The sequence below is a fragment of the Marinobacter sp. DUT-1 genome, assembly GCF_050379415.1.
Classification (GTDB): Bacteria; Pseudomonadota; Gammaproteobacteria; order Pseudomonadales; family Oleiphilaceae; genus Marinobacter.
Map to the genome: position 1 here is coordinate 489,558 of NZ_JBNRLS010000004.1, position 14,329 is coordinate 503,886.

General features: G+C 51.8%; 18 protein-coding genes and 1 tRNA gene. 7 read left to right on the plus strand and 12 right to left on the minus strand.

Annotated features, from left to right (window positions below):
• Positions 1 to 3 precede the first annotated feature (3 nt).
• Entirely contained in the window at positions 4 to 411 is a 408-nt protein-coding gene (locus ACQUTG_RS15480; RefSeq protein ID WP_428920267.1) for a hypothetical protein, read from the plus strand.
• 47 nt (positions 412 to 458) lie between these two features.
• Here ACQUTG_RS15480 and ACQUTG_RS15485 read toward each other — a convergent pair whose 3' ends face one another.
• On the minus strand, positions 459 to 2,042 hold the full coding sequence (locus ACQUTG_RS15485; RefSeq protein ID WP_428920268.1) for a metallophosphoesterase family protein: 1,584 nt from the start codon (positions 2,040 to 2,042) through the stop codon (positions 459 to 461).
• Between the two features lie 243 nt (positions 2,043 to 2,285).
• Here ACQUTG_RS15485 and ACQUTG_RS15490 point away from each other — a divergent pair.
• Both ACQUTG_RS15490 and ACQUTG_RS15495 read left to right on the plus strand, forming a co-directional pair.
• Positions 2,286 to 2,362, plus strand: a tRNA-Met gene (locus tag ACQUTG_RS15490).
• Positions 2,363 to 2,566: 204 nt separating this feature from the next.
• Positions 2,567 to 3,004 (plus strand): hypothetical protein, encoded by a 438-nt coding sequence (locus ACQUTG_RS15495; RefSeq protein WP_428920269.1) that lies wholly within the window; start codon positions 2,567 to 2,569, stop codon positions 3,002 to 3,004.
• Positions 3,005 to 3,032: 28 nt separating this feature from the next.
• On the opposite strand, the gene ACQUTG_RS15500 is transcribed toward ACQUTG_RS15495, so the two are convergent.
• From ACQUTG_RS15500 to ACQUTG_RS15550, 11 genes are all read right to left on the minus strand, one after another.
• The gene (locus tag ACQUTG_RS15500) at positions 3,033 to 4,010 is read right to left on the minus strand and encodes a phage integrase (protein WP_428920270.1); all 978 of its coding nucleotides are present in this window, start codon (positions 4,008 to 4,010) and stop codon (positions 3,033 to 3,035) included.
• Complete coding sequence (locus ACQUTG_RS15505) at positions 4,007 to 5,269, minus strand: hypothetical protein (RefSeq protein WP_428920271.1); 1,263 nt, start codon at positions 5,267 to 5,269, stop codon at positions 4,007 to 4,009. Before ACQUTG_RS15505 ends, ACQUTG_RS15500 begins: the two co-directional genes overlap by 4 nt.
• Before the next feature lie 122 nt (positions 5,270 to 5,391).
• Positions 5,392 to 6,651 (minus strand): zonular occludens toxin family protein, encoded by a 1,260-nt coding sequence (locus ACQUTG_RS15510; protein ID WP_428920272.1) that lies wholly within the window; start codon positions 6,649 to 6,651, stop codon positions 5,392 to 5,394.
• A complete protein-coding gene (locus tag ACQUTG_RS15515; RefSeq protein ID WP_428920273.1) occupies positions 6,648 to 6,968 on the minus strand; it encodes a DUF2523 family protein in 321 nt (106 codons plus the stop codon). The genes ACQUTG_RS15510 and ACQUTG_RS15515 overlap by 4 nt, the downstream gene beginning before the upstream one ends.
• Complete coding sequence (locus ACQUTG_RS15520; RefSeq protein WP_428920274.1) at positions 6,968 to 8,284, minus strand: hypothetical protein; 1,317 nt, start codon at positions 8,282 to 8,284, stop codon at positions 6,968 to 6,970. The genes ACQUTG_RS15515 and ACQUTG_RS15520 overlap by 1 nt, the downstream gene beginning before the upstream one ends.
• A gap of 106 nt (positions 8,285 to 8,390) precedes the next feature.
• Positions 8,391 to 8,660: a hypothetical protein gene (locus ACQUTG_RS15525; protein WP_428919276.1), complete on the minus strand. Its 270-nt coding sequence runs from the start codon at positions 8,658 to 8,660 to the stop codon at positions 8,391 to 8,393.
• 10 nt (positions 8,661 to 8,670) lie between these two features.
• Complete coding sequence (locus ACQUTG_RS15530) at positions 8,671 to 8,892, minus strand: hypothetical protein (RefSeq protein ID WP_219867977.1); 222 nt, start codon at positions 8,890 to 8,892, stop codon at positions 8,671 to 8,673.
• Positions 8,893 to 8,910: 18 nt separating this feature from the next.
• The gene (locus ACQUTG_RS15535) at positions 8,911 to 9,210 is read right to left on the minus strand and encodes a hypothetical protein (RefSeq protein WP_428920275.1); all 300 of its coding nucleotides are present in this window, start codon (positions 9,208 to 9,210) and stop codon (positions 8,911 to 8,913) included.
• Positions 9,211 to 9,443: 233 nt separating this feature from the next.
• Positions 9,444 to 9,710, minus strand: coding sequence for a hypothetical protein (locus ACQUTG_RS15540; protein WP_239038424.1), 267 nt, complete (start codon positions 9,708 to 9,710; stop codon positions 9,444 to 9,446).
• Positions 9,707 to 10,054, minus strand: a complete 348-nt coding sequence (locus tag ACQUTG_RS15545; protein WP_428920276.1) for a hypothetical protein — start codon at positions 10,052 to 10,054, stop codon at positions 9,707 to 9,709. Before ACQUTG_RS15545 ends, ACQUTG_RS15540 begins: the two co-directional genes overlap by 4 nt.
• Complete coding sequence (locus ACQUTG_RS15550; protein WP_428920277.1) at positions 10,051 to 10,263, minus strand: DNA-binding protein; 213 nt, start codon at positions 10,261 to 10,263, stop codon at positions 10,051 to 10,053. Before ACQUTG_RS15550 ends, ACQUTG_RS15545 begins: the two co-directional genes overlap by 4 nt.
• A gap of 441 nt (positions 10,264 to 10,704) precedes the next feature.
• Here ACQUTG_RS15550 and ACQUTG_RS15555 point away from each other — a divergent pair, with 441 nt between their 5' ends.
• The 4 genes from ACQUTG_RS15555 (at position 10,705) to ACQUTG_RS15570 (ending at position 14,301) form a co-directional block, all read left to right on the plus strand.
• Positions 10,705 to 11,127 (plus strand): hypothetical protein, encoded by a 423-nt coding sequence (locus ACQUTG_RS15555; protein WP_428920278.1) that lies wholly within the window; start codon positions 10,705 to 10,707, stop codon positions 11,125 to 11,127.
• Positions 11,128 to 11,176: 49 nt separating this feature from the next.
• Positions 11,177 to 12,211: a hypothetical protein gene (locus ACQUTG_RS15560; protein WP_428920279.1), complete on the plus strand. Its 1,035-nt coding sequence runs from the start codon at positions 11,177 to 11,179 to the stop codon at positions 12,209 to 12,211.
• A 114-nt stretch (positions 12,212 to 12,325) separates the two neighbouring features.
• The gene (locus ACQUTG_RS15565; protein WP_428920280.1) at positions 12,326 to 13,744 is read left to right on the plus strand and encodes a hypothetical protein; all 1,419 of its coding nucleotides are present in this window, start codon (positions 12,326 to 12,328) and stop codon (positions 13,742 to 13,744) included.
• Between the two features lie 356 nt (positions 13,745 to 14,100).
• Positions 14,101 to 14,301, plus strand: coding sequence for a hypothetical protein (locus tag ACQUTG_RS15570; protein ID WP_428920281.1), 201 nt, complete (start codon positions 14,101 to 14,103; stop codon positions 14,299 to 14,301).
• Positions 14,302 to 14,329: the final 28 nt, after the last annotated feature.

Here is a 14,329-nt window from a genome sequence, read left to right on the forward strand (position 1 = left end):
CTAATGTCAAACCTCAATGAAATCTGCCAAAACATGGTCCATGAAGTGGGTGATGCGCTGGGTGCAGCAGTTGTGGATCTGGAATCCGGATTGCTTCTCACCGTTGCACACAATGTCCCCTACTTCACCCAGAGTTATCTGGATGCCGTAGCCGCAGCAGCCGTGGATATGTTCAGGGGTAAAACCGTTAACACGGTCGAAAAATTGATCGCATCACAACGGGGAACCGAGGTGAACCGGTTGGTGAAGGAAGTCCAGATGACAACAGAGAAGACTTACCACTTCATGTCGATTGTGCCGGGCAAGCCCAATGCGCTGATGGTGCTGATTACCGGCAAGAAGGCAAACCTGGGCATGGGTTGGGCGGCACTCCGTGGCGCCCTGCCGAAAGTATCGCCTCTTTGCCCCTGAACAACGCTGTCTCGTCCTGGCCCGGCCTATGCCCGGGCCAGAATCTGCTATCTGCCCTGAAGCAACCGACTGCTCAGCTGGGCAGGAAACTCCTGCCGGTTCATGTCCTCAATGACCTTTGAAACATCATAGTCAAGGTTGATGAATTCGATCCCGAACGTACCAGTATCGAGAATCGCAAACTCCAGACCGGTCTGCCCGCCCCTCGGCTGACCCACAGAACCCGGGCATACCAACCCCTGGTCAACCGATGCCAGGGAATAACGGCTGGACACCGAATGCCCTGTCAACGTCTTCCTCCCATAGTACACACCGGCAATGTGGGTGTGTCCGTGGAAACAGTAGCGGATGCCGCGCTCCCTCATGTTCTTCAAATTGTCCTCATAGGTCATACGATAGACATAGCCATTCATGAACGTGGGATCCTGAGGCGCGCCATGCACCGCAAGCCAGCCTTCCCCGTCAAGGTACAATGGCAGACTACCAAGCCATTGACGCTCTGCCGGTGACAGCCGGCTTACGGTCCAGTCAATTACCCAACGCGAACCCGACGAGAAGCCCTGCCCTGCTTTGCCGATGGCAGCGGCGTGGTCGTGATTCCCCCGGATAATGTGAAAGTCGCCCGCACTCAGAAGCTCAATGCATTCGGATGGATGTGGCCCATATCCGACGAGGTCCCCCAGAACCAGCACCCGGGAAACAGATCTTCGTTGCAGCTCTTTCAGTGTTTGCTCCAGAGCGGGGAGATTGGCATGGATGTCTGCAATGATCCCGACGAGGCCTGTTCCCCTATCCAGTATGTGCTGAGCATCTGCCGGGATAGCATACACCGAAGGTGCCTCTTGCTCGATACCGGCCTGAGCTCTGGCTGCCTGGGCAAATCCCTTCAGAAAATGACCTCGCCGTGCTGACTGCTCGTCGTTAGCTGTAAAGACGCCCCGGATCTGCTCGGAAATAATGTCAATCCACTCGGAGTCCGGATAATAGAATCGAAGCCATTTGCCAAGGCTTGCTCCCAGCGAGGAAAACAAGGCTTCCGGAAAGTCAACGAACTGTCGAAACCAGACACCAACCGCCTGGGTTAGTCCGGAGAACCCATCCCAACCATAGATATCGTCATCAAGGTAAAAAACGTGGCCAGTTTCATCGGCACCGAAGTTCGAAAGGCCCGGATCCAGCACACGCTCGTGCTCCTTCATAAACCGAATGTAGATCGAGAAGTACTGATCCAGCAACTGCAGCGCACTCGATGAATCGGCCTGCAACAGGGACATATGAAGGGGGTGGAGCGTTTTCGTTATATTGCCTATCCAGCACCGATTTCTGTGTTTGGCGACAAACCACAGTTTGGATGGGTGGTATATCCCTAACTTCCGCTCGTTTTTGGCGCTGAAGTCTCCCCTTTGTCTGGCTTGAGGCTCCGCCAGATTCACCCCGGCGTGAATCTTTACGATTCTGTCGTTCCGCTCGAAGATCAGCGTGCCCGGCTTACCGGTGAACCTTTCCCCGTGTTCCAGGGCCTGAAACCCCGAGAGGATAATGCCCTTGATCATCTCGCCAGAACAGTCGGGCTCCAAATCGTCGGAGCTTCTGATAACTGCAATGTCGGCGAGCTTAAGGTCTTCAAGCATGTTCAGTGAGGCATCGGTTACGGGTTTTCATAATGCCCTCCAGGACTCTACGATGTCGAGATACAAAGCCAATGAAAAAGTCCGCTATTGAGCACCTCAGAATACCTATCACCATGTTTTTATAGCGCTTTTGGCATTTCACGAGTCACGTTCCTGAAATTACCTGACAGAATCGGATGACTCATGCTTGACAGCTTAACCCCCCGCCCATATCATACGCGCCGCTTCCATCGATGAAGCAATGGCAAGGTAGCTCAGTTGGTTAGAGCACAGCACTCATAATGCTGGGGTCGGCGGTTCGACTCCGCCCCTTGCTACCAGATTTCAAAGGGTTACGATTTCCGTCGTAACCCTTTTTTCTTTGGTTGCCCACAACTTGCCTACACCTCAAGTTGCGCCATTTCTCCGATACTAATTAAGCCTTCAATTGCTCCATGCACGCCGCTCTGAATTGGAAGATTTGGAGACCTTTTACCTCCCTGCGTATGATAATCAAACATGAAGCAAAGTAGCTGAGGTACTCAATGGCAGAGGATAGTCGGAGCATATTCGAGAAAGTCTGCAACTCAATCAAAAAACACAAATTCCCTCCTGGACTACAAACTCCAAACACACACTCAAAGGATATCGAATCACTGATCGATAGAGTGATATCCCAAGCCCATTCAGAATACCCTCGGGTTGAGGGCGACAGAGATGCGTTGAAAGAAAAGGTAAAGCAAGAATTAAAAAAGGAAAATCTCTACATTCGCGTGACATCTACAATTCAAGCCTACGAAAACAGAGAAAAGGTCTACTTTGATGAGCATACCCAGCTCAAGCGTATCGAAAATGGCCAAGGCTTACGGAATCTCAAATGGAGGGCAGCAACCACCTTCACCATTGCCTCAATCATTTTCTTTTTTTACTGGCTAGCCGATTGCTTAGAGATAACCATGCCTCTATCAAGAGTCGCCCTCTAGATTCTTGCTAAAAGCCCTGTTTCCTTACTCATAAAGATCCCTTTGGCCAAATCAACTCTGAAACCGGAGAAAGCCGGACAGCTGACTCCAAGTGATCAGGCGAAAGGTGCGCATACTTCATGGTCATGGTGATGTTACCGTGACCTAGAATGCGCTGAAGGGTAAGAATGTCTCCCCCATTCATCATGTAATGACTCGCGAAGGTGTGCCGGAGAATATGCGTCAGTTGCTGAGGGGTTGAAAATCCACAGCGCTGATAGGCCGACCTGAACGCAGATCGACAAGGGCCAAACAAACGACCTGGGCCCGGCAAGGCATGCTCAAGAACCTGTTCCTGGATCTTCGGATCAATGGGAACCGCCCTGCTCTTGCCGTTCTTTGTGTCCCGGAAGATCACTTTGCCTGAAACAAACCCCGAGTTGGTCAGCGTTTCCGCTTCAATCCAACGGGCACCGGTCGCCAGACAGATCATGGCCACCGACCAGACAAACTCGTTCGTGCTTTGCCTGCATTCGTCCAGGAGCTGTTGGCATTGCTCAATGGTCAGGAACGACATCTCCCGTTCCTTCACTCTCACCTGACGCACGGGCCCGATCGGGTTGTGTTTCAGATGGCCAAGCCGGACCATTTCAGCGAAGACCGCAGAGAGGTACCGCTGTTCATGGTTGCAGGTTCCAGCAGTGACTTCCTGCATTCTCTGAGCCCGATATTCCATCCAGTCCGTGGCCGTGAAGTCCTTAACTCTCGGGTTACCCAAACGGTCACAGATCGCGTTTGTCCTGGAAAGCCTGTACTTGGCATCCTTCAACGTATGGCCGTGGTAGTCGTACCACTTCTTCACCAGGTCTTTCAGTCGTTCTGCAGGTGCCTTCTCCGTCCGACCATAATCGCGAACGAACTGGAGCGCATCGAGGCGAGTCTTGAAGCCCTGCTTTCGAACCCTTGGCCCCTCACGTCCATCCGGGTAGAAATCGACCTTCCAACCGTTCTCGGTCTTCGAAATCATGCCGCTACCTTAGTCAGCAATCGACGCTTGATCAGACCATCCTCGACAAGCTTGTATAACTCGTTCTCGTATATCTCACGCCTTCGATAGTAATTGCAGAGGTCCTCCCAGAGACCAGACTTCTTAAGGCAATCCCAAGCTTGTCGCGTGTTGAACCGGTTGCGGGCATAAATGCTCAGGAGGTTGCCAAAGGCCAGGGAGACGTTCTTCTCGTTACCACAACCGGGCTCCTTTTTTGCGCGTTTGTAGAGCAGATCCGGGGCCGAGTAACCGAAGCCAACGTCATCCCGGAGCTTGGTCCAGATGGGATGCACCCAGTCACGCTTCACTTCGTAGCGGTTGCCTTTCATGGCGTACTGCCACAGACCGGTCAGATGCGGTACCGCATCCATGAAGGTATAGATCGGCTTCATGTTGGCCGTGCCCTGGGAGATCTCGTTCACGATGCGATGATGGAACCGGATTTCCAGGCGCCAAACGGGCTTCTCAGGGTCATAGCAAGTATCCGGGAAGCACTCTTCGTTGGTGGCGCATTCCCAGATGGATTCCATGAAGGCGCGTTTGTCCGAGACGTCGATTTCCTTGGATTTGTCGTACAGGCAGACCTGAAGGCTGTTGGCCTTGCCGAAGGTGTACGTCTCCCCTCGACCGTTGATGGTGGCACCGTCCAGCCCCTTGAAGACCAGTTCACTCAGGCCGTTATGCACGCTGATGGTTTTGGCGCGAGTTACGAAGTGTTGGGCAAAATCTTTCGGGGGTTCCCAACCCTGGAAGTCGACCGCGAGGTGGAGCGCGATCCCAACGGGGCTGAGGTTCTTCAGAAAGAACATTCCCCACTCGGCCAGCTCATCGTGTATCTGTTGACTGGAACGCTCATAGAGCCAACGAGGGGAGGTCTCAATCTTGAGGTGCGTTCCCAGGGTATCGGGCTCGGCATAGAAGTTCTGAACGAGCAGGGTCAGACCGTACTCACGATTTTGAAGCAGGTATTTAAAGCCACCACGGCGACCAGTCTGCACCCGGAAATCCACGCCCCTGATGGTGACGGACGCTTCAAAGCTGCTTTCGTAGGCATCAGCAATCTCTGAGAGAACTTCAGGCTTCAATCGCCCCTGGAACAATTGCCTGACGGTATCAACACCGGTCCAAAGCACGTTCACGTCCTCCAGGTTAACCTGCTGACCATCCGGACCGATGAACAGATTGCCCTTCCCTACCTCACCGGTCTGCACATTGAAGCGTTCAAAATCGTTAATCATGTGTAGTGTTCCTTTTTGTCCATTTTTGAACCGATGTTTCGGTTCCTATGAGACGTGTTACAGGGACGTCTCTGGGGCTTCGCCCCGGCGCCAGCGGATCGCTTGCTCCTCGCGCATCGTCGCTAGCGCTCCGCTGGCGCCGGGTCGTCGGCCTGGGTTAATAAGGGTGGATACATGCTCGGCTCGATCATGGGCCGGGGTCCTGGGTCTTCCGATCGGATCCGATGGCAGTAGAGATCCTGGACGGCTTGCCCGTTCCACCAGAGCTGGCCGTGGCAATCCCTCAAATAGAGGACCCGATAGCCGTAGCTGGCGAGATCCTGTTGAGTCAGTGCAAACTCGCCTTGTTGATCCTTGCCGCTGAACAGGTAGGCGCGGTTGATGCTGCCAGAGATGCGGAGGTGAACGTCCGAGAAGGGATGCTCTTGCTGTGGCTGCTGGTTGTTTGAGTTGCTGTTTAGAGGACGCTCAGTCTTGCTATCAGCCGGAACGCCGCGCCCATCAGCACCATCAGCGTCAGGGCGACCATCAGCCTGAGCAGCTTCAGGCACAGCCACCGGCTCACCTGAGAGGCGCGCTTTCTCACGCTCGATGATCTGGACCGCAGCGTATGAGAAGTAGCCGAGGCTGCCGATGACAACCACAACTGCCATCTGCAACTTGCGATCCTTAAGAATTGAATGCCCCCCGACCACCCCTTTGGCCTTGCCGGTTTTCGTGGACTGGTAGCACTCGAAGACCCGAAGATCGACCTTGTACTCTTTTGGGACACCGATGCTATGGGAGGTAGCTTTTCCGCTGTTTTCAGGGTCATGTTCCAGTTCCCTCCATTTGTTTTTCTTCCAGGGCACGATGTGCCCCATCTGCCAATGCCGGAAGGCCTGTTGGGCGCTTTGGCGGATTTCCCTGTGGATCTTTCCGATGTTCGGGGTGCACAGGAACAAGTCCCAGTTGTAGTGGCGGTGCATATCGAAGGCTAAGAGGACGTCGGCAGGCCGGTTATCTCTCTGAGCCGCTTCTTTGCCCCCTGGGTAATCGAGCTGTTCGATCCTGAAGTCGCGTCTTGCTGCCGGATAAACGGCCTGGGCTTCATCGAGGACGATCAAGGCACCGATGGGGGCCCAATGAAACCATCTCGCCGCATATTCCAGGGCGTCCCGGGTTTCGGTTTCCAGGTTGATGATCCGGGCTTCCGGACCGCAGGTCACGCCGAAGGCCTGCTCTACTCGCTCGATGGAATCCAGGCCTCTTATGTTGGTGACGACGCAGCGGCCATCGGGATAGTCGCTGTCCTCCCCGATCAGGGCCGGGATCACATAGCGCTGGACCACCCCGGCGGACTTATAAGAGCCGGGCGGGCCGTGGTGGATGTTGATGGTCATTTGAAGACTCCCATCACGTAGCGGGTCAGGTGGGCGTTCAGGATGATGTTCAGGGCATCCGGCACCCGGAAGAACGTGAGCACCCCCATGACCTTAGAATCGATGGTGCCCCAGTACTGATTGATGGTGCCGGAGATGTTCAGCTGGTTGAGGACCTCCTGGGCCACTTGCCAGGAGAAGCCGACGAAGTAGATCTTGGCTTTGGTCACCCAGATGACGTACCAGGCGGAGAGCTTGACCAGGATGTCATCCAGGAAGGCCGGGATGGACTCGAAGAAGCCCCAGATGGCGGTAAAGAAATCAGCGATGAATTCCATCAGTCACGTGCTCCCATGATGATGCCAAGCGCGGCGAAGGTGGCGGCGAACAGGATGATCGAGCCGATCATGGAGAGATCCGCTCCGAACTTGGACAGGCCGGCGTTGAAGGTCTGGCCGAACAGGGTGATGTTGTTGTCCTGAAGGCCCCCGGCCCCGGTGAAGGAGCCGAAGAAGGCGGACATCTCGGCACGGACGTTGGCAATGAGGGTTTCGTATTCGCCCTGGACGGCATTGAGTTCGTTCAGGCCGTCCTGGACTTCCATGGTGATGGCGCTACCGCTCCAGGTGATCGCGTTGCCGTCTTCACCGACGATTTCGGTTTTGCCGGTACCGGAGTCACCGCCTCCCCCACCGGGAATGTTGCTGATGGCGTCCTTGAGATCCCCGAAGCCCTTCTTGATGGATTGGCCGATGTTGGAGCGCTCGTTGTTGCCGTCTTTGAGCAGGCCCTTAATATCCTCCAGCTGGCCGGCCATGCCGGTGTCATCGGCGACACCATCACCGTCGCTGTCCCCGTTGGAGGAATCGTTGCGGGTGGGGTCTTCTTTCTCTTCGTTCAGGTTTCCGCAGGCAAAACCGTCGTCGTAAATTTCCAGAACACTGTCAAAGCCACCGGGGCACACCGGCGGGTTGGATTCATCGGAGACACAGACGCCACTCCAGGAGCCGTCGTCCATTTCCCGGAAGGCATAGGATTGCCCGGACCCACAGGAGGTTTCGCCGGAGCAGACGTAGCGATGATCGTCGCCCCAGCCGGCCGTGCCCTGATAATCCGGGGAGGACGGCGAACAGGCCGGATCGGGCTGGGTCAGGCAATAGCTACCCAGGGACCCACCCGAAGGACAGGTGGTGACGCATTGGGAATTATCCGGGTTATACAACTGCCCCAGTTCCTCGCACTGCTCCACCGTTTTAGGGGCAAGACATTGGCCCGTTTCCGGATCTTTCCAATTGGGCGGGTCGCAGGGCATCGGAGGATCTTCGACGCCGGCAAAATCCAGATAGGTGACGCCAGGATTGGAGGCTCCGTTGTAATAGACCGTCACCCTGTACCTGGGAAGCGTATATTGAGTGCCGTCGATGGTAACGGTGTAAGTCCCGTCCGCCTGGGGCGTACCAATGGAGCCGAAAGTGTCAGCATTCTGAAGACTGGAGGAGCAGTAATAGGTCAGCGCCTGAAGCTGAGAAAGGTCCGCAAACCAAGCGTCTTGGAGCTTCGGACAGGCATTGGCACTGGCGGGCGCATAAAAAGGAGACGCCTGCGCGAACTCAGACAGGATCAGCAAAAGAAAAACCGATAAATACTTAGTCATGCCAGACCTCAATGAAAAAAGGCCGGTCGAAACCGGCCCTAGACAGTGCGATACCCTGCAACGAAACAGCCTGTCCAGAGACAGGCTATTAAGATGCTGGTCAGCATTACCGGTTAATCAGACGCAGCACGATGCCGACACCGAAGACCACGGCAGCGACACCGATAACGGCAGCCACAGCAGCAGTGGTGTTGGTGGTGGCATCGGTCTGTGCCGCGGTGATGGTGGCGGTGTGATCCACGGCGAAGGCGCTCAGGGATGTACCAGCCGCCGCAACCACAGCACCGGCCTTAGCCAGTCCTTTGCCGAAGCGAGCGCGGGCCATGCCCCAGGTCTTGCCGTTGTCCTGCTTTTCCATTTCGATAACTTCGTTCATAGCGTGTACCTCAGACTTTTCTCATGATTTGAACGACTCGCCCGGCACCGACCCCGGTGACGAAGAGAGTCAGGGCGATCCCTGACACCAGGCCGATGATCTCGACATCCGGTGCCAGGTATTCCTGAAACAGGACGTCGACGTCCTGGTAAGGAATGCTTTGCAGGGTCCCGGTGCATTCAATGCCCTGGGTCCCTTGTATCCATTCACCTTCGCAGGTGATGACGTTCATAAGGTGCTACCCCGGACCTCAGGCAGCGGGTTTCTTCACGGTGTCCTGGGGCTTGAGCTCCAGGGCCTTGAAGGTGATCTTGCCGCCGGCACCGGCTTTCATCTGGGCCTTGACGGTGAACATGGCCGGCAGGCGGTCGGCGTGGTTGCGCAGCTGGTCGATGTGCTTGTAGTCACAGGTGATCTTCATGACTTCGTTGCCGACGCGGTTGTCATCGTCGGCTTCAGCCGGGGAATAAGCCCACAGGGAGCCGCCTTTGTTGCCGTCGATGTCGTAGCGGGTGGCGCCGATGATCATCAGGTTCAGGTAGTTTTCCATTGCATCTGTCCTCTGGTGTTGGGTGGTGCTTTCGGTGTTGGCCCGGTACCGGGCGGGTTAATTCCAATCTCTGGCAAGCTGCGCTTGCTGCTTGTGCTCCTGGCTCGGAATCAAGGGGCGGTCGTCCTCCCCCATCACCCTCACCACTCCGGATGCGCACTGTGGACCAGTCAGCGACCGCCACAAGGCCAGGGGGCCTTCGGCCCTGGCGCGGGGCGCCAGCCTTGCAGCGCTCACTGCCCGGCCCCCTGGTCGTGCGCGAGTGGTGACGATGACGGGGGCGGACTCGAAGACTTTTCAGGGGCATCCCCCTGGAAGCCAAAGTTCGGGCAGCCAGCCTCTAACCAGGCGCGAAGGACCGAACCGCAGAGGGTCCACAGGTCTGTGCCACGCTGGATGGCTTCCTGCTGGAGTTGCAGGTAGCAGGAACTCGGGGCCACCACGTAGAAGCGGCGTTCCTTGTCCTCCACCTGGTCCTGTCTTGGGGGGATGTAGCTCATGGTTGCGTCTCCGTGACGGTGGGAAGATCCAGCTGGCCGCAGTCCCAGGCGTCCCTCAGTTGGATGAGGCGATCAAAGGCCGGGCTGTGGTAGTTCCTGGCTTCCAGTTCGTTGATAAGCGCGTCGGTGAACCCGGCCTTGCAGCGGGCGAGGTAGTCGCACGGGTGGTCGGTGCGGACGTCGCACAGCTGGCCAAGGCGCTGGGCCAGGGTGTCAAAAAGGCCTTCCAGGGCATCGGGGGTGAGCGCAGAGGACGGACGTGGGCCCTGGAAGGCAAAAGCGGCTGTATTCAGGTTCGGAAGGGTCATGCCCTGCCCTGGCTTGCGCGACACTTTGCGGATCATTGCCAGTCCTCCTGCTCCATGTGTTCGAGCAAACGGACAATATTGACCATGCGGTGACGACCGATCTTATGGGTCGGGATGTAGGCGCGCTTGATCCAGCCCTCTACGACTCCAGGATCAACGCGGACCCAATCGGCGAACTCGTGCCATTCCATCAGCGGTGGCCAATTGAGGTCTTTAATGCGTTCAGCCAGTTGTTCGTCTATCATGGTCAATAGTTCATTTCCGTTCATTACTGGACAGTTTCACTTCATTTATTGAAGTCACATACTCAAGTTAGCACTTCAATATTTGAAGTCAAGTATTTTCGTAGGCAGCGATGGGATCGATACAGGAAAGAGCCAGAACATTGATCAAGAAGGCCGGAGTGGACTCGATCGCACGAGAGAGCGACATCCCTCACAGCCGATGGCTGAGTGTGACTTATAAAAAGGTGCGAATGAGCACAGAGGAATTAGAGGTAATACAGAGAGTGTTTCCCCAGTACAGGCTCTGGTTGATAAGTGGAGAGATCGCACCGGAAATAGAGCAAACAAGTCCTGAATATGACGAAGTTAACTCAAAGTTAGACAGTCACGCCGAGGGATAGCATTAACGCGAAAAGCAATGGAGAGATGGTTCCGAGATCGGCAAGACTAAGGGAAGCTGTAATGAAAGGACTATGGATTTTTCTAATATCGCTCTCTCTTTTGGAAACAGCACAAGCAGACCCAGTTTCCAAAACTATAACGAACGCCTCCAAGGCGTATGCCAAGAATGTCGTAGAAACGATGTGGAATAATCGTTGTTCTCGACCTGACGCGTTAAGACTGTACCCTAATTGCTATGTAAACCATGAAGGTACTGCCCTTTGGGAAATGAGCGGTATCGAGCGTGAGCGTTGGAAACGTATCGCGGTACAAGAAAGCGTACGCTTACAGCAAAAGTACAGGATGCAAGTCGAAGTAGCCAAGGAAGAAGGGAGGCGAGCTGCGCAAGAAAGCCGAATGAGTCACCAGATGTGTGATTTTTGGAGACAGCAAGCTGAAAGCGAACGTCAAAAATCGAAGGTTTTAAAGTTCTGCAAAAACTAGAAGATAAATGCATTAGCTAACCATACGCAGAAAAGGATAGCGCCAAAATATGACTCTAAGAAAAATGGACTTGATTAATTCTGCAAGAAAATCAGCTTTTGTTAGATGCCCTGCGCAATTCACAGACTCAAATGTTGCAGCATTTCTTGAAGATCTGTTTAGCAAAATTGAAAAAGATCATGTTGCGATAGACTTCAACCCAATAAAATTTGTTTACCCTTACGGAACACTTTTATCTGCGATAGGCATACGTGAATTCGTCCATGAAAGAAATAATAAAGGACTAAAAACAACAGCCTATGGAACAGCGAGCAAAAACAGCGCAATCACATACCTCAAACACTTTTGTTTTTTTCACTTCATAGGGATCAACGAAGGACGAAAAGTTGGATCCGGAGAAGGAAACTCTAGATACATACCAATAACTACAATTAAAGAAGAAGATCTAAGATCTGAAAATGACATTATTCAAGAAAACATAACCAGAAAAAGCTTTCAACTTGCAAGAATAATATTTGGAAAGGAATCCGAAATCATGAAAGCAGAGATGCTTTCTTATTGCATAAGAGAAGTAATAAGAAACGTTTTTGAACATTCCGAAGCTGAGGAGTGTATTTTAATGGCCCAAAAATGGAGAAACGGCCACTCTGAAATAGCCATCGCCGATCAAGGTGTAGGAATATTTGAGACAATATCAAAAGTACATCAAGTAGAAGATGCAGCTGAAGCAATAAAACTTTCATTAAAGCCTGGAATATCAAAAGAAACCGCCCCCGAAAATGACAGAGATAAATGGCAAAACTCCGGGTTTGGACTTTATGTCATATCTGAGCTTGGCAAACAATTTGGGGATTTCTCGATAACCTCAAATACTAAGATTCTTCACCGGCAAAATAGCAAAGAAATAATAAGACCAATCCCCGTAAATGGAACAGCTGTAAAACTAAACATAAACACGGAAGATGCGGAATATTTCCCAAATATTTTGCACCAAATCGTAGAAAAAGGTGAAAGCTTGGCTAAGGAACTGCCTGGTGCGAGAAAATCAGCATCAAAGACTTCTAAAATAACCACCTCTAGGTAAACATCGAATATATTTTCTGAAAAACTAGAGAACAGTACCCGAGAGCTTTAACTCGACCAGAGGCGCACCACCGTTGCCTATAACTGAAGCATCCAACCGACTAAAAAGAAAACCATGCTTATTGATCGCGATTTACTAAAGGATATAAGAGATTCAAAGCTAACAATCCATTGTCATAAAGTAAATATCACACAAAAAAAGCTGGACGACGGCGTAGAGCTAGAAGGCTACGGAATCATTAAATTAAACGAATCCGGTGGCTTGCTTTTAGAGTTTATCTGCAACACCTTGGCCGAATTCATTTTATCAGGCACTTCAATACCCATAGATTCGTTAGATGAAAAACAAACACTTTTCTTGGAAGCCAAAACCATAGACGGACACACTCTCACCTCTTTTGGCTTCAAAATAACTCCTGGACTACATCATGCGATTACCGTGGGCAAAGTTCCTTACATACTCCATATAGATTTGCTAAATATTGAGAACAACATACAACACCCGTATGAGTCCTCTGATGAAGAATACCATATCGAACTTCACTTCAGAGAGCCATGCGACATACCAAAAAATGTAAGCAATACGACCGAATCAACTCTTGGTCATAAGGAGTTCTCATGGAATCAAACGCGAATAACTCAAAAAAATTATGAAATTAATATCATAGACCATAAGTCGCATACCGAATTATCAATAAGAAGCCCAAAAAATCATGCAACCTTACTAAAAAATGCGACTTTATTTTATCTAGGCTTCACATCTGGATCTTACCTTCAACCCTATTTTGAACAAACAATATACAAGAAAGAAGTCAAATCGACGATACTATCTACAATCAAATCAAAATCAAACATCACAATACCACCTCCCGTATCCGGTCGTGTGGCAGGCTCCGACGGGAAAATGCTTGACGACTTTCACTATTCTATTTTAATAAACGCCATAGAGTTAAGCCATCAACACCCAAGTTACTTCTCAAGCCTATACTTGCATTGGAAAAGAATTTGGCATTCCTTTTTATCCGACGAATTTAGCGTGCCTATGCTAACTCTAGGGGTGGCAGTAGAAGGACTATTGAATGATATATTAATACCAGAAATGTCAAAGCATTACTCAAACCCAAAACTAGAAGAGGAAAAAGAATTAATTATCGAAAAAATACAAGAAATTGACATAAAAAAAGATCACCTGAAATCAATAATGAAATATGTGGAACGATGGGGAAACTTACACCCTAAAAAATGCCTAAATATACTTGCCGAACATCAGATTGTGGACTCCTTTCACGTTAAGAATTGGATTGATCTTAGAAATGCCACAGCTCACCCAAAAACATCTAAGAATGGAGAAAGCTTAAGAAAAAAAGACATTCGGAGGACATTTATAAGCCTTGGTTTATTTTATAGACTAGTCCTTTATACATTACATTATCGCGGCCCTTTATTTTTATATAGAAATGAATCAGATAGGGAAATCGGCTTGATAGACGAACTCTACCCAGAACTAGAAGACACAACCTCAAGCGAGAGTTGACCCAGTGACTACCGCTATGCCGAATAGAGTCCTTTTTAGGAGTCCTCGATTCTCGTACACTCCCGGGTTTGAACGTTTCAGTACTTCTTTGCCTGTCCCGCACAGGTCTCATAATGCTGGGGTCGGCGGTTCGACTCCGCCCCTTGCTACCAGTATTCCGAAAAGGGTTGCGACCACCATCGCAACCCTTTTTTTGTGGCTGCCCCCCCCCTCCTGCTCCGGGGACCCATCCTTACCGTACGACCATTTTTTGCATTATTGCACATCCCTTAAACAACCTTTGACAATCCCCTCCGGCCAATTGCCCTATCATCGGCAGAGCAAGTTCAACATGCCGATGGGAGCACCAAGCCCGCATGAAGACATCTCCCACAGAGGTGGCCTTTCTCACAATTCTGATCCTCGTTTCCGCCCTGGTGTTTTCCGGTTTTGATCTAAAAATGCTGGCAATCTCGGTCGGTCTCTTCCTTTCGTATGTGGCCATCTTCTTCTCTGGCTCCATACAGGATTACTTTCGGGAACAGGCCAGGCTCCGTGACAACGAGGAGGAGGACTGACACCTTCTCATTCCAAAGTCTCAATGGC